Below are 17,186 nucleotides of genomic sequence, written 5' to 3' on the forward strand. Positions count from 1 at the left end.
CCTCATCCTCCAGGACGATCCGCGGTGAGCAGCGCGCTCCCTACTGTTGGCGACGGAGCGTGCGGTGGCGCATGCCCGTCGCACCAGGGGAGATCCGACGTGAACCGTTCGCCGAGACGCCGTTCCACCATCGCGCTGCAGATCGCGTGTTCGACACTCATCGCCGGGGCGCTCGCCGTCTCCGGCACGATCGCGGCATTGCCGGCCACGGCCGCACCGGGCGACGGGTCCACCGCCGCGACGGGGACGACCACGATCACGACGCCGGGCACGCCAGTCGCGCAGGGTGACGACTGGACGGTCACGCCGACCGACGGCGGGTACACCGTCGTCCTGACCCTCGCCGTCCCCCTGCCGCTCCGGGCGGCGGCCCCCGTCCTGCTCGTGGACGGAACCGACATCGGCGTCGCGCAGACGAGCCTCGACCAGCGGCAGCTGACGGTCACCACGACCGATCCCGCGGTCGCCGATGCCCGCAGCGTCGAGCTCGGGTGGACGGGCGAGACCGACCTGCAGGGCAACCGGCAGGCCGCCACCGCGCCGCAGACGGTCGCGCCGAGCGAAGCCCCGGCACCCCTGACCGACGACCCGGCGTCCGCAGGCCAGTACGCGGTCACCCGGGCCGACTACGACCTGGGCAACGAAGCCGAGACGATCAAGGGCTTCGGGCGCAAGGGCGAGATGCGTGCCGCCGTCTTCGTGCCGAAGGACGCCCCGGGCAAGCGCCCGGTCGTGGTGTTCCTGCACGGCCGCCACGAGGCCTGCTACGGCGGCACGTACAACCCGAAGGCGTGGCCGTGCGGGAAGGGACAGACCGACATCCCGAGCTACCTCGGCTACAACGCGGCGGCGACCGCGCTGGCCAGCCACGGCAACGTCGTCGTGTCGATCTCCGCGAACGCGATCAACGCCCTCGACGGCAGCTACTCGGACGACGGCGGGGCGGTGGCCCGCGGGCAGCTCGTCCTCGACCACCTCAGCCTGCTGCAGCGGGCGGACGCCGGGCAGGAGCCCCGGCTCTCGCCGCTGCTCACCGGCAAGCTCGACCTGCAGGACGTCGGCCTCATGGGCCACTCACGCGGCGGTGACGGCGTGGTCCGCGCGGCCCTGCTCAACACGCAGCGCACGAACCCCTTCGGCATCCGTGCCGTCCTGCCCCTGGCACCGACCGACTTCGGGCGCATGACCCTGCCGGACACCAACACGGCGGTCGTCCTGCCGTACTGCGACGGCGACGTGTCCGACCTGCAGGGACAGCACTTCTACGACGACTCCCGCACTGCCTTCGGGGACGACGTGCTGCGCTCCTCGGTGCTGGTGATGGGTGCGAACCACAACTTCTTCAACACGACGTGGACGCCGGGCAAGTACGCGAAGGCGTCGTCGGACGACTGGTACGACGAGTCCGACGCGGTCTGCGGTGCGAAGGCGAAACACACCACGCGGCTGTCGTCCGACCGGCAGTACGCCATCGGCACGAGCCTGATCAGCGGCTTCTTCCGCCTGACGCTCGACGGTGAGCAGCAGTTCCTGCCGATGTTCGACGGCACCAACCGCCAGCCCGCCGCCCTGGGCACGGCCGACATCCGGGTGAGCGCTTCCCAGCCCGGCGCGAGCCGGCGCGACCTCGCCCTGTTCGACACCGCGAACCCGGCGATCACCACGACCGGTGCCCTGACGGCGAAGACCTGCGCGAGCACCGACAACCTGCCCGCGAAGCAGATCCTGCCGGCGTGCGTCTCGATTTCGTCCAACGCCCCGGACTACACCCCGGCCTACCTGGCGTCGTCGGTGCCGGCCACCCCCGCCCTGCACGTCTCGCCCACCAAGGCGGCGACCGGCGGCCAGGTGCACGTCCCGGTGGCTCCGGCGGCCGGTGACTTCACGGGGTTCCAGGCGCTGTCGCTCCGCCTGACCCCGGACGACACCGCGACGACGAACGCGAACGTCTCGATCACCCTCCGCGACGCGACCGGTGCCGTGGCGACCCGCCGCCTGTCCGACACCAGCCGTGCCGGACAGCTGCTCCCCGGTACCCGGATGGCCCCGCGCAAGACGATCCTGCAGCAGGCGCGCATCCCCCTCGACACGTTCACCGGCATCGACCTGACGTCGGTGCGCGAGGTGACGATCGACGTCCCGCAGAAGAACAGCGGGGTCCTGCTGAGCGACCTGTCGCTCGTGCCCGCTGCGACCCTCGGCACCCCGGCGGTCACGAAGCGTCCCGCCGCACGCATCGCGGACCGGTTCGTCGACGAGGGTCGCACCCGCACGGTGGTCCGGGCAGCGGTCGTGCTCTCCCGACCGGCCGAGCAGGCCACGACGGTGTCCTTCGACCTCGACCAGGCGTACGACGGGCGCATCCGCCCGGCGGTGCAGCCCGTCACGTTCCAACCCGGCGAGGTCTGCCGCACGGTCGCGGTCTCGGTGAACGGTGACCGTACCCCGTCGTTCTCGCGGACGTCGGACTACGCGATGACCCTCAGCAACACCCAGGGCGGTTCGGTGATCGGTGACTCGGTCGGCACGATGCGCATCCGCGAGGACGACGGCGTGCGCAGCGTGAACGGACGGCCGACCGCGTCCGCTCCGGCGGTCGGGACCCCGGGTGACGCGTGCGCCGAGGCGCAGGCGTCCAGCACGGCCATCGCCGTCACGCCGACGAGCAGCCGGAAGGGTGCCAAGGTCGCGATCTCGGCGACGGGGTTCCGTGCCGGGGAGTCGGTCACCGTCAGCATCGACGGCGGTCGGGCCACCCGCACGACGGCCAACGCCGACGGCAAGGTCCGCCTGAAGATCACGAAGGCCGTGGCGGCGCTGGCGCCGGGCACGCACGTGGTGCACGCCCGTGGCTACGGTTCGGACCAGCGGGCCCGGGGCACCTTCACGACGACGAAGTAGCCGTGCGCGGGCCGGAGCGTCCCGAGCGAACCCTCAGGACGCTCCGGCCCCGATCAGGTCAGCGAGCGGGACGTCGTCGCGCGCCACGGCGGCGGCGACCTGGCTCAGCGAGCGCTGGGTGGCACGTGCGTAGCGACGGATCATGCCGAAGGCCTCCTCGACGTCGACCCCGGCCGCACGTGCGAGGTACCCCTTGGCCTGCTCGATGGCCACGCGGCTGTCGAGCGCACGCTGGAGCTGCTCCGCGGTGAGGGTCGCGTGCTCGAGGGTCCGTTGCTGCAACAGGCTGATCGTTGCCACGTCGGCGAGGGCCTGCGCGGCTCGGGCATCGGCTCCGTTCAGCGCCCCCTCGGTCTCGCGGAACAGGTTCAGCGACCCGACCGTGGTGTCCCGCAGCCGGAGCGGGATGGCGTGGACCCCCGCGTAGCCGCGAGCCCGCGATGCCTCGGCGAACCGCGGCCAGTGCTGCCGCAGGTCGTCCGCGTTCTCCGAGGTCACCAACCGGCCGGTGGTCACGGCGGTGATGCAGGGCCCCTCGCCGGCGTTGAGCTGGAGCAGACCGATGAAGCTGCTGCGCTCGCTCGTCGAGGCGACGACCCGCAGCTCGTCGTGCTTGTCGAGCAGGTGGATGGCGCCCGCGGCGGCGTCGAACAGCTCGACGGCCCGGTCGACCAGCGTCTGCAGGACGTCGACCACGTCGTAGTCCGCCACCAGGCTGTCGGTGAGGGTCACGAACGTCTCGACCAGTCGTGCTTCGCGTACCTCGGTCATGTGGGGAGCGGTCCTTCCGTCGAGCAGGCGGGACAACCGTAGTCGAGCAGCAGACACGCGGACCTGTGGCTTGCACCGAGGAGCGCGGCGGCTCTAGCGTTGGACCAGCAGCCCCAGACCCCGGCCGCCGGAACGTTCCTCCATTCCGATGACGACCAGGGAATCCATGACCACGCAGCACGCCGGTACCAGCCCGCAGCGGGAGACCAGCTCGAAACCCCTCACCGGCGGCTACCGGAAGACCGGCTCCCCGGCCGGGCCGCGGACCGGCGGCACCTCGTCGTACTCCGCACTGCTGGCGCAGGTGAAGGAAGCCGGGCTGCTCGAGCGCCGTCGGGGGTTCTACTGGGCGCTGTTCTCCGCGCTCGTCGTGGCGACGGCCGCCTGCTGGGTCGCGTTCGCGTTCCTGGGGGACTCGTGGTTCCAGCTGATCGTGGCCGGTGCGCTGGGTGTGCTGTTCACGCAGTTCGCGTTCCTGTCGCACGAGGCCGCGCACCGTCAGGTGTTCGCGTCCCAGAAGTGGAACGACCGTGCTGGCCGCTGGGTCGGGACGTTCCTGGTGGGCCTGAGCTACTCGTGGTGGATGAACAAGCACACGCGTCACCACGGCAACCCGAACACCGTCGGCAAGGACCCGGACATCGCCCCGGACGTGATCCGGTTCCTGCCCGAGGACGCCGCCGCCGTCAAGAACGGGCCGCTCCGGGTGTTCGTGCAGTACCAGGGCTGGTTGTTCTTCCCGTTGCTCACGCTCGAGGGCATCAACCTGCACCGGGCCGCCGTCATGTCGGTGCTCCGCGGGACGGGTGGGCGCAGTGACGTCCGGGGGCGGATCCTCGAGGGCGTCCTGCTCGTTGCCCGTTTTGCGATCTACCTGACGGTGGTGTTCTGGTTCCTGCCGTTCGGGATGGCGTGTGCGTTCCTCGGCGTGCAGCTGGCCGTGTTCGGCGTGATGATGGGTGCCTCGTTCGCCCCGAACCACAAGGGCATGCCGACCATCGCGCACGACGCGAAGGTCGACTTCTTCTCCCGCCAGGTGCGCACCTCGCGCAACATCCGTGGCGGCTGGTGGGTCTCGTTCCTGATGGGCGGCCTGAACTACCAGGTCGAGCACCACCTGTTCCCGTCGATGCCGCGTCCGGCGCTGAAGCAGGCCCGCCTGCTGGTGCGTGACCACTGCGACACCCTCGACGTGCCCTACACCGAGACCACGCTGCTGCGCTCCTACGGCATCGTCGTCCGGTACCTCAACCGCGTCGGCCTCGCCGCCCGCGACCCCTTCGTCTGCCCGATGGTGACCGAGCTCCGGATCCACTGACACGCCCACCCCGCCCGACCCCACCCCGCAGGCACCACACCCCACCGAAGGAACCACCACCGTGAAGACCGTCATCGTCCTCGTCGTCCTCTGGGCAGTCCTGTCCATCGTCGGCTTCGCCCTGCAGGGCCTGCTCTGGCTCGGCATCATCGGCATCGTCCTGCTGCTCGGCACGATCGTCTTCGGCGCCGTCCGCCGCAGCGGCAACAAGGCCCGCAACGCCGGCCGGACCAACTAGTCCGCCACTGGCGAAGCGCACCACCAGCAGGAATCCCCACACCGACCGCATGCCGACGTCCCCGAACGAACCCGGCCCGCCGCGCGCCGCCGTGGTCGTGAACCCGACCAAGATCGACCAGGCCCGCCTCCGAGCGGTCCTCGGCGCCGAGGAGCGCGCGCACGGATGGGTCGAGTCGCTCTGGTTCGAGACGAGCGCTGACGACGACGGACGGGCGGCTGCCCGGGACGCGCGCGACGCCCACCCGAGCGTCGTCCTCGTCGCCGGTGGTGACGGCACGCTCCGGGTCGTCGCCGCGGAACTCCGCGGCACCGGGATCCCGGTGGCGCTCCTCCCCAGCGGCACCGGGAACCTGTTCGCGCGGAACCTCGGTCTGCCCCTCGGCGACCTGGTGCGATCGGTTCGAGCGGGCTTCAGCGGGACGGACCGCCCGATCGACGTCGGGCTGGCCGACCTGACCGACCCGGCGGGCACCACGACGTCGCACGCGTTCCTGGTGATGACCGGCATCGGGCTCGATGCGAGCATGGCCGCGGACACGAACGCGTGGGTGAAGAAGCGGTTCGGATGGGTCGCCTACTCGGATCCCATCGCCCGGTCCGTGATCGGCAACCGGCAGATCCCGGTGCACTACGGGATCGACGACGGCCCACTCCGCAGCATGAGCGCCCACACGATCATCGTCGGGAACTGCGGCACCCTGACCGCGGGCATCCTGCTGCTGCCCGCGGCCCGACCGGACGACGGCATCCTCGACGCCGTGGCGTTCCGGCCGGCCGGGTGGTTCGGCTGGACCAAGGTCGGGTACGCCCTGACGCTCAACCGCTTCTTCGCGCGCACCCGGTTCGGGCGACTCCTGGCGCGGGTGCTGCCGACCTCGCGTGCGCTCCGGTATACGCGGGCGAGGACGCTGCGGCTGACCGTCGACACCCCGGAGCGTGTGCAGCTCGACGGCGACGCGTTCGGCGAGGTGGTCGCGGTGACGCTCACCACCGACCACCACGGCCTGGTGCTGCGGACGGAGCCGGACGGGCCGCGGACCCGACGGGCCTAGCCGGTGCTGCCGAGGTCGGCGCCCCGGTGCACGACGTCCTCCGCCATGGCCCGGATCCCGCGGCCCGCACCGGCAGCAGCACGTCGCAGGATCTGGAACGCCTCGTCCATCCGGATGCCCCGTCGGTACGCGAGTGCACCCTTGGCCTGTTCGAGGAGTTCCCGGGCCTCGAGCGCGTCCTCGACCTGTTCCTCGATCGTGGTCGACACCCCGCGGTCACGCTGCCGGACGAGGGCAGCCGAAGCCGCGTCGGCGAGCAGCTGCATCAGCACGACGTCCTGGTCACTGTGCCCGCGGGTGTGGTCGGCGAAGACGCACAGCGAGCCGATGGTCCGGTCCCGCAGGCGGATCGGCTCGGCGAACGTGCCGTGCAGCCCGTTTTCGCGCATCGTCTCCGAGAACGCCGGCCACTCCGCATGATGGGTCGACACGTCGGGCACGTCGATGGTCTTCCCGGTCCGGTAGCAGTCGAGACACGAGCCCTCGTCCGTCCCGAGCTGCGCTTCCTCGGCCTCGCTGCTGCGCTCGCTCGTCGAGGCGACGACCTGCAGCACGCCGGACCGGTCCGCGAGCACGACCCCGGCTTCCGTCGCCGAGGTCCCCTCCACGCACGCCGCGATGACCCGGTCCATGGCGTCGAGCACCTCGAGGTCTGGGTCCAGAGCCGGCACCAACCGATCCGGCAGGCTGATCGCGTCACTGGTCGTCATGCTTCGACGCTACGACCAGACCGATGGCGCACGGCCCAGCCAGTTCGCGTAGCGGACGACCGCCAGCAAGCCCGCGACGGCCCTTCCGGGAGCCGCGTCCGTCGAAGTGCGGACTGGTGCGACCCCTGGCCAGGGGGTCAGGATGACGCATCAGTTGCACAAAGCAACTGGCAGGTGCTTCACCGACAGAGGAGTCGTCATGAAGAAGTCCATCGCAGCCGCGTTCGCCGCGGTCGCCGTCATCACCGCCGGCGTGTTCGCCGCTTCGCCCGCGTCCGCGCTGCCCGTCAGCACGAAGGTCGTCGGCGGCCAGAAGGCCCCCACCACCTCGTGGGCGGTGCAGCTCGAAGCCTCCGGCGGGAGCATCCCCTCGGGCTACGTCAGCAACTGCACCGGCGAGCAGCTCAACGCCTCGTGGATTCTCACCGCCCGGCACTGCATCGACGGCATCGGTGCGATGAACGTCTACCACTCCAACTCCACCGTCAACCGCGGCACGGCCGTCGCCGTCGACCGCGTCAGCGCCTCGCCGGCGGGTGACATCGCGCTCGTGCACCTGCGGACCGCCTACTCGCTGTCCACCTACGCACCCCTCGACCTCACCGCGACGGCCAAGTCGAGCGGCACCGGCACCATCCAGGGCTACGGCCTGCGTGCCAACGCGACCCAGTCCGACGGCCTGTACCAGGCCACGGTCTCGCTCACCGGCGCGAGCACCGACGCCTTCAACGGTCGTGCCCAGCACCTCACCGGCGTGACCGGTGCCTCGAACCACGGCGACTCGGGCGGCCCGCTGCTCGTCAACGGCAAGGTCGTCGCCGTCTGCTCCACCGGCGACAGCGCCGACCCCGGCGCGAACACCAAGGCCGGCTCGAACTACGCCCTGCTGTCGCAGGCCTCGTCCTGGATCCGGACCACGGCCGGCGTCTGAACCACCTGACGGACGGGAGGCGCGGTGCCAGCTGGCACCGCGCCTCCAGTCCGTCACCACCCGTCTCCAGAACCGGGACCGCCTGCTCGGCGTCCGTCACCCACCAGCTGAGCGCCCGTGCGGGCGCCGCGACGACAGTGGGGCCATGAGCCAGTACGAGAAGCGCGATCCGAACACCCTCTACCCGGCACCGCCGTACCCGAAGCAGGAGCAGTCGCTGCCGGGCGCCGCGTGGCAGATGGACCCGAAGCCCGACCACGGCGAGGAGAGCTACACAGGGCTCGGACGGCTGAAGGGGTACCGCGGCATCGTCACCGGTGCTGATTCCGGCATCGGCCGTGCCGCCGCCATCGCCCTGTCGCGCGAAGGCGCGGACCTGGTGCTCTCGTACCTGCCGGACGAGCAGGAGGACGCGGAACAGGTCCGCGACCTGCTCGAGTCCGAGGGTCGTCGGGCCGTGCTGTTCCCCGGCGACATCTCCGACGAGCAGTACTGCACGGACCTGGTGCAGAAGGGCGTCGACGAGTTCGGCGGCCTCGACACCCTGGTCATGGTCGCGGGGCGCATGGAGAGCAACGAGGACATCCTCACGCTCGACACCTCGATGTTCGACTCCACCTTCAAGACGAACATCTACTCGCTGTTCTGGCTGACCAAGGCCGCCGTGCCGCACCTCGAGCCCGGTTCGACCATCGTGACGACCGGTTCGATCCAGGCGTCCACGCCCTCGCCGGACAAGATCGACTACGCCGTGTCGAAGGGCGCGATCAAGCTCTTCACCGAGGCCGTCGCGCAGCAGCTCGCGCCGAAGGGCATCCGTGTGAACTCCGTCGCGCCGGGGCCGGTGTGGACGCCGCTGCAGCCGGGCTCCGACGACGCCGAGACGGTGTCGCACTTCGGCGAGAGCTCGCCGTTCGGCCGTCCCGGTCAGCCCGCCGAGCTCGGTGCCGCCTACGTGCACCTGGTCAGCCCGGAGTCGAGCTACCAGTCCGGGTCGACGATCACGATCGCGGGCGGGACGCCGGCGTTCTGATCTGCCGTTCTGGGCTTTTGGCGTTTTCGCGTTCTTGCGTTCGAGGAAGGGGACCACGTGTCCGGAGTGACGCACACCGTGCTGGTCGAGTGGGACGGGGAGGACCGGTCGTCCGAGGCCACGGCCTTGTCGCGCGACCACCTGCCACGGGTCGAGGGGGTCGAGTCGGTGCAGGCCGGCACGAGCGTGAGCACCGAGGGGTTGGAGGGCGGGTTCCACTGGATGCTCGTCGTCCGGTTCCGCGACCGTGCCGCGCTCGCCGGGTACCTGCCGCACCCGGAGCACCGGCCGGTGGCCGAGGTCATCGGTGCGGCGAGTGCGCGGGTCGTCGTGTTCGACATCGAGGACGCCGACTGATCGCTGCGCCGGAAGCTGTGTAACGCTCTGGTTGCGATGGGGGACGAGGGGTTCCGTTCCTCGTGGAGGCTCGACGTACGGTGGATCGGCCATCGCAACGGCGCGGGGGTCATCGGCCGGCGCTGCGGCTCTCCGGAGCGCGCGCCGGTCGGGTCCCCGCCTGCGGGCGGGGACCCTTCGACATCCGCCGACGGAGGGAAACAGACGATGCCCGGCAACCCGAACCCGTTCGTCCACGACGGCGCGAAGATCCTGCTCGGCGAGGCGGGAGCGGCGCACTGCGACGAATGCGGTGACGCCGTCCGGCTCGACCCGCGGATCGGCAGCTGGAGGACCGTGCAGCAACCCGGCCCCCAGCTCCCGCCTGACCGGCAGCGGCGCAGTGCGGCGGGGGCAGCGTGAACGGCACCGCCCGGACGGCCCGGACCGCCGGGATGGCCCTCGGGCTCATCGCAGCGATGGCGCTGACCGCCTGTTCCGGCTCACCGGCCGCGACGCCGACCCGGACCGTGACCGCGACTGCCACCGCGACCCCGGAGGTGCCGGCTGACCCCGACACTCCGACCCCGGCTGCGACCCCGACCGCGACGGACACGGCCTTCAGCCTGTCGGACCCCGCGACGTGGACCATCTCGACCGACGAGGTCGGACCGATCGCCCTCGGTGGTCCGGTGCAGGGCGAGATCGACGACCTGGCAGCCGCCTACTCCCGGAGTACGGATGCGTGCCCGGCCAGCCCGGAGACGACGTTCTGGGAGCGGTCCGACACCCCCGGTCTCATCGTCATCCCCCGCGACGGCAAGGTCGCCGGGGTGACCATCGGTGGGGTGGGGTCGGACCCGGTGACGACGAACTCGCCCGAGACCGACGCCGGGATCGGCATCGGAGCGCCCCTGACCGAGGTGCGCTCCGCGTACCCGGACCTCCAGTACACCGGCACCTACGGTGAGGACCAGGGGCCGTACTCGATGTGGAGCGTGCAGGCCGACGGGCGCTACATGACGTTCCAGCTCGGGACGGACGGCACCACCGTGGGGGCGATCTGGGTGGGCTCGGTCGCGAAGTTGCCGTACGAGTACTGCGCCTGACGCCGCCGAGGGTCGAACGTCGCTGCTGGCAGGATGACCGGTATGGCCAGCGCTGTCCGTCTCATCCGGTCCGACGTCCTGAGCGATGCAGCGCAGTACGCGTACGCATCGACCGTGCCGGCCGGGACCCGGCTCGTGTTCCTCGCCGGGGCCTGCCCGCTCGAACCGGATGGGTCCACGGCGGCGGTGGGGGACTACGCGGGCCAGGCTGCCCGGTGCATCGAGACGATGCAGGAGGCGCTGCGTGCCGCAGGTGCGTCCATCGAGGACGTCGTGAGCACCCGGGTGCTCGTGGCGTCCTCGCGGCAGGCCGACCTCGTCACCGCATGGCAGGTGGTGCGCGATGCCTTCGGCGCGCACGACGTGCCGAGCACCCTGCTCGGCGTCACGGTGCTCGGCTACGACGACCAACTGGTCGAGATCGAAGCCGTCGCGGCCGTCGCCGAGGGTGAGCCCACCTGACGACGCGAGGTGTCGAGGTTCCCGCGCTCGCGCGCTCCCGCGCTCGCTCGCCTCAGAAGCCCGGACCCGCTTTGACCAGCGCGATGCCGACACCGACGAGCGCGAGGACGAGGCCGGCCACGAACGTCCGCGGGGACGGGTTCTCCCCGCGGAGCCTGGCCACGACGGGCCCGAGGAGGGCGAGCCGGACCACGAGGTACGCGATCGCGATGATCTCGGCCGCGAGCCCGGACGTGCCGGTCAGCCAGGCGTAGGCGAGGACGGCAGCCGGCAGGAGACCGGAGGTGAGGATGGGCAGCGAATCTCGCAGCTCGTCGCGGACGGTCTCCCCGGTGAGGCGGTGGTCGCTCCGCGCACGTCGACCGACCGACTCGGCGAAGGTGTGTGCGAGGAAGGTCGAGAACGCGGTGGCGAGGACGTACCAGAGCCCCCGACCGCTCTCGGCGGTGTCCGGGACCATGGGTGCGATCGTGCCGAGGATCACGATGTTGCCGTACACGAACGCGGTGATGCGGCTCGAGGCGTCCTCACGCGACAGGCGGCTCCGGCCCACGGAAGTCCTCTCGTGCGGGCTCAGTAGTACTCACCCTGCCGGTAGTCCCAGCTCGTGAACGTGTCCGCGAGCAGCCCCATGATCCGGTCGACGTCGAGCCCCTTGCGGATCAGCGTCGGTGCGGGGACGACCGATCGGCGTCCGTCCTGCAGCGGGATCAGGGCTCCGGTGCTGTCGACCATCGACACCATGACGCCCTGCTCGTAGCGGGTCTCGGCGCTCTGCTCCGGCTGGATGGACGCGACGTAGTCGTCCGCCTCGACGATCACGTCGGCACGCTCGGCGATGCGCTCGCCGATGCCGTCGACCACGCCACGGTTGCCGGTACCGGACGGGTTGGCCGAGCTCGCGAAGGCGAACTTGCCGTGCTCGGTCCAGAGTTCGCGGGCGGCGAGCTCACCGGGGACGCCGAACTTGATGACGAAGCAGGACGTTCCGCGGGTGTCCATCATGAGTTCGTCGGAGCCGTCCGCCGGCAGTGCCGCTCGACCCGCGTCACTCCAGGGCAGGATGCACCCGAGCAGGACGTCCTCGTCCCAGCACCGCTGGTACAGGGCGTCGATCTCGGGGGTGAGCTGCGCGATGCTCCGGAGCATCTCGAGCGAGCTCACGAGCACGACGCCCGGCTTGTTGCGGTTGCGTTCCTTCGCGTCGAACTTCCGCTCCAGACCCGCGCGGTCCGAGGTCATCAGGATGTAGCCGACCTTGGTCGGGACCACCGCCAGCCCCCCGTCGTGCAGCAGCGCGTCCACCGCACTGCGCGGCACGCCACCGTCCCAGTGCACCCGGTTCATGCTGACCTGCGTGTCGTCGTTCATGCCCGTCCTCGTCCCGTTCTGGAGTCAGACGATCGTCTGACAGCGGGAGCCTATGGACGGCGTCTGAGCCGGACAAGGGCGAAGGGCGCGACCTGTGGGCCTTCTCCGAAGGGTTCAGGCGGGCTCGCAGCGAACGACCGAGGGGCCCAGCATGCTGGGCCCCTCGGTCGTTCATCAGTGGCGAGTCAGGATCGCTTCCGACGACGGGCCTGCAGGGCGATCACGCCGACGCCGGTCAGCGCGAGTCCCGCAGCCCACGGCAGCAGGTGCATCGCGTCGCTCCCGGTGTAGGCCAGCTGGCCGGACGGGACGGCGGCGGAGACGGCGCTCGTCGGAGTGACAGGGGTCGCCACCGTCGAAGCGGTCGGACGGACGTCCACCGTGAACGCCGTCGCGAAGCTGCTCGACGCGACGGTCAGGGCATGGGTGGACGCGTGCGGGAACGTCACTTCGGCACCTGCCCACGGGTCGGTGTTCGGGACGATGACGTCGGAGGTGTGGTCGGACGTCACCGTGAACGGTGCCGGGTCGCCGTCGGCGCCGTCGACCTCGTTGCCGAAGCGGTCGACGAGGCTCCCGCCGGCCAGGAGCGTGCCGCCCTGGTCGATGGTCGGCTGCCCACCCTCGAAGCCCACGCCCATGGAGCTGTAACCGCCGTCGGGCTCGGGGGTGGTCTCGTTCTGGAAGGTCCAGACGGTGCCGTCGCGCTCGATGACCCAGCTCGTGGAGTGCGCGGTGAGGAAGGTGTCCTTGTCCTCGGCCGTGACCCGCACGCCGAGCGGTGTCGAGGCGTCCGTCGTGAGGTTCACGTACTGCGAAGCGGTCGTCGTGCCGCTGGTCGCGACGATGCGGAAGGCGTACGTGCCCGAGTAGTCAGAGGTGCCGGACAGCACCCCGGTGGAGTGGTCGAGCGACAGGCCGTAGGGGAGGTAACTGGATTCGTCTTGATCGGTCTCGTCGGCGTACGGGTCGTCGAGCGAGATGTACTCCACCGAGTACGTCGGCTTCGGGAACCCGTCCGCGGCGAACGTGTGGGTGAACCGCTTCCCGGCCGTCGTGGACAGCATGACCGGCTCGTCTTCGGTGGTCACCTCGGGGAACGAGGCGGCCTGTGTCACTGCAGCGGTCGACGCCGTTGCTGTCTGGTCGTCATCGCCCGTGATCGTGACGGCGATGACCTTGCCGGCGTCCGAGGGGAGGACGAGGTAGGACTCGGTCGTGACGGGGAGCGTGGTGCCGTCGCCTGTCCACACGTAGGAGAGCGTGCCGGTGAAGCCCGTCCCCGTCGCGGTGAGGGTGCTGCCCACGGTCGCATCCCCGGCGATGGTCGCGGTGGGGTCGGTGACGGCGGGAGCAGACGTCGCCGGGGCGGCCGGAGCGCTGCTGGGCGCGGTGGTCTCGTCCGCGGGCACCTCCGTGTCCTCGGCGGCAGCCGGAACCGGGATGACAGCAGTCGTCGCGTCGGGCGACGCTGCTGCGGTCTCCTCATCGGTGCCGGTGCCGGTGCCGGTGCCGGTGCCGGTGCCGGGGTCCGTGCCGGTCCCGGGCGCGGTGTCCTCGGTGGGGGCCGCGGTCGAACTTGCCGACGTGCTCGCCGGTGCTGCTTCCGGCAGTTCTGCCGCCGAGGCAGACGGCGCCCCGAAGCCGGTGCTCAGGCCGATGACGGCGATCGTCGCGCCGATCGCGCATGCGCGTCGGAGTGTTGCGGTGCTGTGTGGCACGGGTTGTCCCCTCGGGTGTGCCGTCCGACAACGGCCGGACGAGTGCGATCGCCGGAAGCCGGCGCCCTCGGATCGTAGCCAACCTGTGAGGCGTCTTTGAGCCCCAGGGCGGGCATCACCCGCGAAGTGGGGGAGCGGCATCGCGTCGCCCCCGTTGCAGCGCTCATCTGGAGAGGTGGAAATATTCCCAGTTCGGGCATATGGTCTCACCGTGCGAACAGCAGAGTTGCGAGAGCCGGCGTTCTGGGTCATGACCACCCTCGCCCGGGGACGGCTCCACGGGTACGGCATCATCCAGGCCGTCACCGAGCTCACGGAGGGCGACGTCAGCCTGCCGGTGACGACGCTGTACAAGACACTGGAACGTCTCGAACAGGACGGACTGGTGACCGGTGCCGGAGACGAAGTCGTTGGGGGGCGTCTCCGGCGCTACTTCGCCCTCACCAACCAGGGCGAACAGCGGCTGGCGCTGGAGACCGAGCGACTGGAGGTCAGGCTGCGCGCGGTGCGAGCCCGTCTGCCGCGCACGTCGAGCATCTCCAGCAAGGTGGCCCGAGCATGAGCGCCGAACTCGAAGCTCGGTACCGGCGACTGCTCGCCTGGTACCCGGCTGCGTGGCGGTCCGCGAACGCCGACGCGCTCGTCGGGACACTCCTCGACGTCGCCGAGGGCGAAGGCCGAGAGCGTCCGACCCGCCAGGAACGTCGGGCCATCGCTGAGCACGGCGTGGGCCTGCGGCTCGACGGGCTCGTGGTGGCCGATGTGCGGAACCCCGCGAGCACGGCGGCCCTGACCCTCGGCACCGGGCTTGCTCTCGCCGAGTTCCTGTTCTCGAGTTGGGCTCCGTGGATCACCGGCAATCCGGCTCCGGGATCGATGGTGCAGGCCGGACCCTTCCGCGACACTGGCTTCGTGTTCGCGGCGCTCTGGGTGATCGCCCTCGTCGCTGCGCTCTCCGGCCGGTGGAACGTCGGGCGCGTCGTCCTCCTGGTGTCCGTGCTGCTCGGGACCGTGTCGCCGTACCTCCTGAACCGGTACCCGGGCGTCTGGAGTGTCGACCGGGCGACCTTGCTCCTGCTCAGCGCGTGTGCGGTCGTCGCGGTCCTCGGGCGCCCGCACCGCTCCCAGCACACCGCGGCAGCAGCCGTCGGGTGGTTCCTGCTCGGCGCCCTCAGCTACTGCAGCGTCAGCGATCCCGGACAGTGGCAGTACAGCCGGTCCCTGTGGGACGGGAACCTCTACGCCTGGTACGGGACGGCAGTGCTCGAGATCAGCGCCGTCGTTCTCGCGATCATGCGGTGGTGGCGGACAGCGTTCACGATCGTCCTGAGTCTCGTCCCGTACGTCGGGGCGCTCGCGGTGAACGAAGTCCGCGCGATGGACGTCGGGAGCGGGTCCGTCGAGTTGGTGGCACTCCCGGTGGCCCTCGGGCTGGTCCTGCTCGTCCTCCACAGTCGTGGTTCCCTTGCGCTCCCACCGCGGAGACCTGTGTGGCCCGCTCGCTAGTCCGGCCGCGTCGGAGTCGGGGCACACCGAAATCGAACCCCCGCCTCACTCCACCAACGACTGCGTCCCCACCACGATCGCCAGGGCCAGCCGCTCCGCGTCCACCGATCCGGGCTGGGCCGTGTACGCCAGGATCCGCAGGTCCTCCGGCCCGACGACCAGGGTGTCGCAGTCGAGCGTGATCAGCCCGACGTCCGGGTGGTCGATCACCTTCCGGCGGGCGGTTTCGCCGAGCGCGGTCGCGCCTGAGTCCCACAGCTCGACGAACCGCGGGCTCGCCGCCCGAAGGTCCCGCACGAGCTGCTGCAGCTGGCGGTCGAGCGGGTAGCGCGCCGCGGTCATCCGGAGCCCCGCCACCAGGTTCGCCTCGAACGCCGCCTGCTCCTCCGGCGTGTGCACGGCTCGGCTGCCGGACCCGACCAGGTGCCGCCACGCGGTGTTCCGGTCGTTCCCGCGCAGCGCGCCGATCGGCCCCATCAGTGCGTCGTACGGGGCGTTGGCGACGAGCAGGTTCCCCGCGGCGTCGAGCACCGCGACGGGGGTGTCCGCCAGCCGGTCGAGCAGTCGCTGCACGCTCGGCGGGATCCGCGACGGCACCACGTCGGCGCCGGGGACCGCGTGGCCGGCGAGCCGGTAGAGCAGCTCGCGGTCGGCATCGGCGACCCGCAGCGCCCGCGCGAGTGCCTCGACGACCTGGGCGGACGGCGAGGTCGCCCGTCCCTGCTCGAGCCGGGTCAGGTAGTCGGCGGAGATCCCCGCCAGCCCGGCCAGCTCCTCGCGGCGCAGACCGGTCGCACGCCGACGCGACCCGACGACCACGCCCGCCGCCTCGGGGGAGACGTGGTCGCGCAGCCGCCGCAGGGTGTGCCCGAAGTCCGTGTCCGCCATGTCCCCAGTCTGCGCGCGACGGTCGACCGGGTCCTGGCCCTGCCGGTCCTACGACAACCGGTCGACTCCCTGCGGTCGCCGCCGAGCACGACGCTGGACCCATGACAACGACACTCATCACCGGGGCCACCCGCGGCCTCGGTAAGGAAACCGCCCGCCAGCTCGTCGAGGCGGGCCACACCGTCTGGATCGGCGCCCGCGACGCCGACCAGGGCGCCGCGGTCGCCGCCGAGATCGGCGCCCGCTCCGTCCAGCTCGAGGTCCGCGACGACGACTCGGTCGCCGCCGCCTTCGCCCACGTCAACGCGAACGGCGGACTCGACGTGCTGGTCAACAACGCCGGCATCGCCGTCTGGGGGCAGAGCGGGCCCGAGGCGCTCGCCGTCTTCGACACGAACGCCGTCGGCACGATCCGCGCGACCGAGGCCGCGCTGCCGCTCCTGCGTCGCTCCGCGAACCCGATCGTGGTGAACCTGTCGAGTGCGCTCGGCTCCTTCGCCGCGACCCACGACCCGTCGAAGCCCGCGTTCACCGTGCCGGCCGTGGTCTACGGCGCGTCCAAGGCCGCCGTCTCGATGCTGACGGTGCAGTACGCACGCGTCGTGCCCGAGGTGCACTTCGTCGCGATCGAGCCCGGCTACACGGCCACCGAGTTCGGTGGCATGCCGAATCCGCACGGTCGCCCCGTCGAGGTCAGCGCCGCGACGATCGCGGCCGCCGCGAGCGCGGGCCCGGAGGGCCCCACCGGCGTGTTCCTGGAGGACGGCCAGACGCTCGGGTGGTGACGAAGAGACGGCCTGGAGGCGCGGTGCCAGCTGGCACCGCGCCTCCAGGCCG

At 71.2% G+C, this 17,186-nt stretch carries 19 protein-coding genes; 13 read left to right on the plus strand and 6 right to left on the minus strand.

What is annotated here, in order from left to right; translation table 11 throughout:
* The first annotated feature begins 99 nt into the window (after positions 1–99).
* A complete protein-coding gene (locus tag DEI96_RS01485; RefSeq protein WP_111024076.1) occupies positions 100–2,901 on the plus strand; it encodes an alpha/beta hydrolase in 2,802 nt (933 codons plus the stop codon).
* A gap of 33 nt (positions 2,902–2,934) precedes the next feature.
* Here DEI96_RS01485 and DEI96_RS01490 read toward each other — a convergent pair whose 3' ends face one another.
* A complete protein-coding gene (locus DEI96_RS01490; protein ID WP_111024077.1) occupies positions 2,935–3,672 on the minus strand; it encodes a GAF and ANTAR domain-containing protein in 738 nt (245 codons plus the stop codon).
* A 166-nt stretch (positions 3,673–3,838) separates the two neighbouring features.
* Between DEI96_RS01490 and DEI96_RS01495 the strand changes: the two genes are divergently transcribed.
* The 3 genes from DEI96_RS01495 to DEI96_RS01505 all read left to right on the plus strand — a co-directional run bounded on the left by DEI96_RS01495 (position 3,839) and on the right by DEI96_RS01505 (position 6,282).
* Positions 3,839–4,990, plus strand: coding sequence for a fatty acid desaturase family protein (locus DEI96_RS01495; RefSeq protein ID WP_111024078.1), 1,152 nt, complete (start codon positions 3,839–3,841; stop codon positions 4,988–4,990).
* A 61-nt stretch (positions 4,991–5,051) separates the two neighbouring features.
* Positions 5,052–5,228 carry a hypothetical protein gene (locus DEI96_RS01500; protein WP_181243008.1) on the plus strand — a complete coding sequence of 59 codons (177 nt, stop codon included), beginning with the start codon at positions 5,052–5,054 and terminating at the stop codon, positions 5,226–5,228.
* A gap of 49 nt (positions 5,229–5,277) precedes the next feature.
* A complete protein-coding gene (locus tag DEI96_RS01505; RefSeq protein WP_111024555.1) occupies positions 5,278–6,282 on the plus strand; it encodes a diacylglycerol/lipid kinase family protein in 1,005 nt (334 codons plus the stop codon).
* Here DEI96_RS01505 and DEI96_RS01510 read toward each other — a convergent pair.
* Complete coding sequence (locus DEI96_RS01510) at positions 6,279–6,992, minus strand: GAF and ANTAR domain-containing protein (protein WP_111024556.1); 714 nt, start codon at positions 6,990–6,992, stop codon at positions 6,279–6,281. The genes DEI96_RS01505 and DEI96_RS01510 overlap by 4 nt on opposite strands.
* Before the next feature lie 199 nt (positions 6,993–7,191).
* Here DEI96_RS01510 and DEI96_RS01515 point away from each other — a divergent pair, with 199 nt between their 5' ends.
* The 6 genes from DEI96_RS01515 (at position 7,192) to DEI96_RS01540 (ending at position 10,863) form a co-directional block, all read left to right on the plus strand.
* On the plus strand, positions 7,192–7,923 hold the full coding sequence (locus tag DEI96_RS01515; RefSeq protein ID WP_111024557.1) for a S1 family peptidase: 732 nt from the start codon (positions 7,192–7,194) through the stop codon (positions 7,921–7,923).
* A gap of 145 nt (positions 7,924–8,068) precedes the next feature.
* Positions 8,069–8,956 carry an SDR family oxidoreductase gene (locus DEI96_RS01520; RefSeq protein WP_111024558.1) on the plus strand — a complete coding sequence of 296 codons (888 nt, stop codon included), beginning with the start codon at positions 8,069–8,071 and terminating at the stop codon, positions 8,954–8,956.
* 57 nt (positions 8,957–9,013) lie between these two features.
* Positions 9,014–9,313 (plus strand): Dabb family protein, encoded by a 300-nt coding sequence (locus DEI96_RS01525; protein ID WP_181440582.1) that lies wholly within the window; start codon positions 9,014–9,016, stop codon positions 9,311–9,313.
* 207 nt (positions 9,314–9,520) lie between these two features.
* On the plus strand, positions 9,521–9,715 hold the full coding sequence (locus tag DEI96_RS01530; RefSeq protein WP_071404793.1) for a hypothetical protein: 195 nt from the start codon (positions 9,521–9,523) through the stop codon (positions 9,713–9,715).
* Positions 9,712–10,401 (plus strand): hypothetical protein, encoded by a 690-nt coding sequence (locus tag DEI96_RS01535; protein ID WP_111024560.1) that lies wholly within the window; start codon positions 9,712–9,714, stop codon positions 10,399–10,401. The genes DEI96_RS01530 and DEI96_RS01535 overlap by 4 nt, the downstream gene beginning before the upstream one ends.
* A 42-nt stretch (positions 10,402–10,443) precedes the next feature.
* On the plus strand, positions 10,444–10,863 hold the full coding sequence (locus DEI96_RS01540) for a Rid family hydrolase (protein ID WP_111024561.1): 420 nt from the start codon (positions 10,444–10,446) through the stop codon (positions 10,861–10,863).
* Positions 10,864–10,915: 52 nt separating this feature from the next.
* Here DEI96_RS01540 and DEI96_RS01545 read toward each other — a convergent pair whose 3' ends face one another.
* From DEI96_RS01545 to DEI96_RS01555, 3 genes are all read right to left on the minus strand, one after another.
* Positions 10,916–11,416, minus strand: coding sequence for a hypothetical protein (locus tag DEI96_RS01545; RefSeq protein ID WP_258372952.1), 501 nt, complete (start codon positions 11,414–11,416; stop codon positions 10,916–10,918).
* Positions 11,417–11,436: 20 nt separating this feature from the next.
* Entirely contained in the window at positions 11,437–12,234 is a 798-nt protein-coding gene (locus tag DEI96_RS01550; RefSeq protein WP_111024562.1) for an L-threonylcarbamoyladenylate synthase, read from the minus strand.
* A gap of 185 nt (positions 12,235–12,419) precedes the next feature.
* Positions 12,420–13,955, minus strand: a complete 1,536-nt coding sequence (locus DEI96_RS01555; RefSeq protein ID WP_111024563.1) for a putative Ig domain-containing protein — start codon at positions 13,953–13,955, stop codon at positions 12,420–12,422.
* A 211-nt stretch (positions 13,956–14,166) separates the two neighbouring features.
* Here DEI96_RS01555 and DEI96_RS01560 point away from each other — a divergent pair, with 211 nt between their 5' ends.
* The gene (locus DEI96_RS01560; RefSeq protein ID WP_220039141.1) at positions 14,167–14,517 is read left to right on the plus strand and encodes a PadR family transcriptional regulator; all 351 of its coding nucleotides are present in this window, start codon (positions 14,167–14,169) and stop codon (positions 14,515–14,517) included.
* On the plus strand, positions 14,514–15,461 hold the full coding sequence (locus tag DEI96_RS01565; protein ID WP_111024564.1) for a hypothetical protein: 948 nt from the start codon (positions 14,514–14,516) through the stop codon (positions 15,459–15,461). Before DEI96_RS01560 ends, DEI96_RS01565 begins: the two co-directional genes overlap by 4 nt.
* Positions 15,462–15,506: 45 nt before the next feature.
* On the opposite strand, the gene DEI96_RS01570 is transcribed toward DEI96_RS01565, so the two are convergent.
* Positions 15,507–16,349, minus strand: a complete 843-nt coding sequence (locus DEI96_RS01570; RefSeq protein WP_111024565.1) for a helix-turn-helix transcriptional regulator — start codon at positions 16,347–16,349, stop codon at positions 15,507–15,509.
* A 101-nt stretch (positions 16,350–16,450) separates the two neighbouring features.
* On the opposite strand from DEI96_RS01570, the gene DEI96_RS01575 reads away from it, so the two are divergent.
* Positions 16,451–17,134 (plus strand): SDR family NAD(P)-dependent oxidoreductase, encoded by a 684-nt coding sequence (locus DEI96_RS01575; RefSeq protein ID WP_111024566.1) that lies wholly within the window; start codon positions 16,451–16,453, stop codon positions 17,132–17,134.
* The last annotated feature ends 52 nt before the right edge of the window (positions 17,135–17,186 follow it).

Origin of the sequence: Curtobacterium sp. MCLR17_031, from assembly GCF_003234775.2 — a bacterium.
GTDB lineage: Bacteria > Actinomycetota > Actinomycetes > Actinomycetales > Microbacteriaceae > Curtobacterium > Curtobacterium flaccumfaciens.

Coding starts and splice junctions, on each gene's coding strand:
- DEI96_RS01510 (WP_111024556.1), bottom strand. CDS start 6,992: ATGACGACCAGTGACGCGATCAGCCTGCCGGATCGGTTGGTGCCGGCT.
- DEI96_RS01490 (WP_111024077.1), bottom strand. CDS start 3,672: ATGACCGAGGTACGCGAAGCACGACTGGTCGAGACGTTCGTGACCCTC.
- DEI96_RS01550 (WP_111024562.1), bottom strand. CDS start 12,234: ATGAACGACGACACGCAGGTCAGCATGAACCGGGTGCACTGGGACGGT.
- DEI96_RS01540 (WP_111024561.1), top strand. CDS start 10,444: ATGGCCAGCGCTGTCCGTCTCATCCGGTCCGACGTCCTGAGCGATGCA.
- DEI96_RS01515 (WP_111024557.1), top strand. CDS start 7,192: ATGAAGAAGTCCATCGCAGCCGCGTTCGCCGCGGTCGCCGTCATCACC.
- DEI96_RS01570 (WP_111024565.1), bottom strand. CDS start 16,349: ATGGCGGACACGGACTTCGGGCACACCCTGCGGCGGCTGCGCGACCAC.
- DEI96_RS01530 (WP_071404793.1), top strand. CDS start 9,521: ATGCCCGGCAACCCGAACCCGTTCGTCCACGACGGCGCGAAGATCCTG.
- DEI96_RS01565 (WP_111024564.1), top strand. CDS start 14,514: ATGAGCGCCGAACTCGAAGCTCGGTACCGGCGACTGCTCGCCTGGTAC.
- DEI96_RS01495 (WP_111024078.1), top strand. CDS start 3,839: ATGACCACGCAGCACGCCGGTACCAGCCCGCAGCGGGAGACCAGCTCG.
- DEI96_RS01575 (WP_111024566.1), top strand. CDS start 16,451: ATGACAACGACACTCATCACCGGGGCCACCCGCGGCCTCGGTAAGGAA.
- DEI96_RS01520 (WP_111024558.1), top strand. CDS start 8,069: ATGAGCCAGTACGAGAAGCGCGATCCGAACACCCTCTACCCGGCACCG.
- DEI96_RS01505 (WP_111024555.1), top strand. CDS start 5,278: ATGCCGACGTCCCCGAACGAACCCGGCCCGCCGCGCGCCGCCGTGGTC.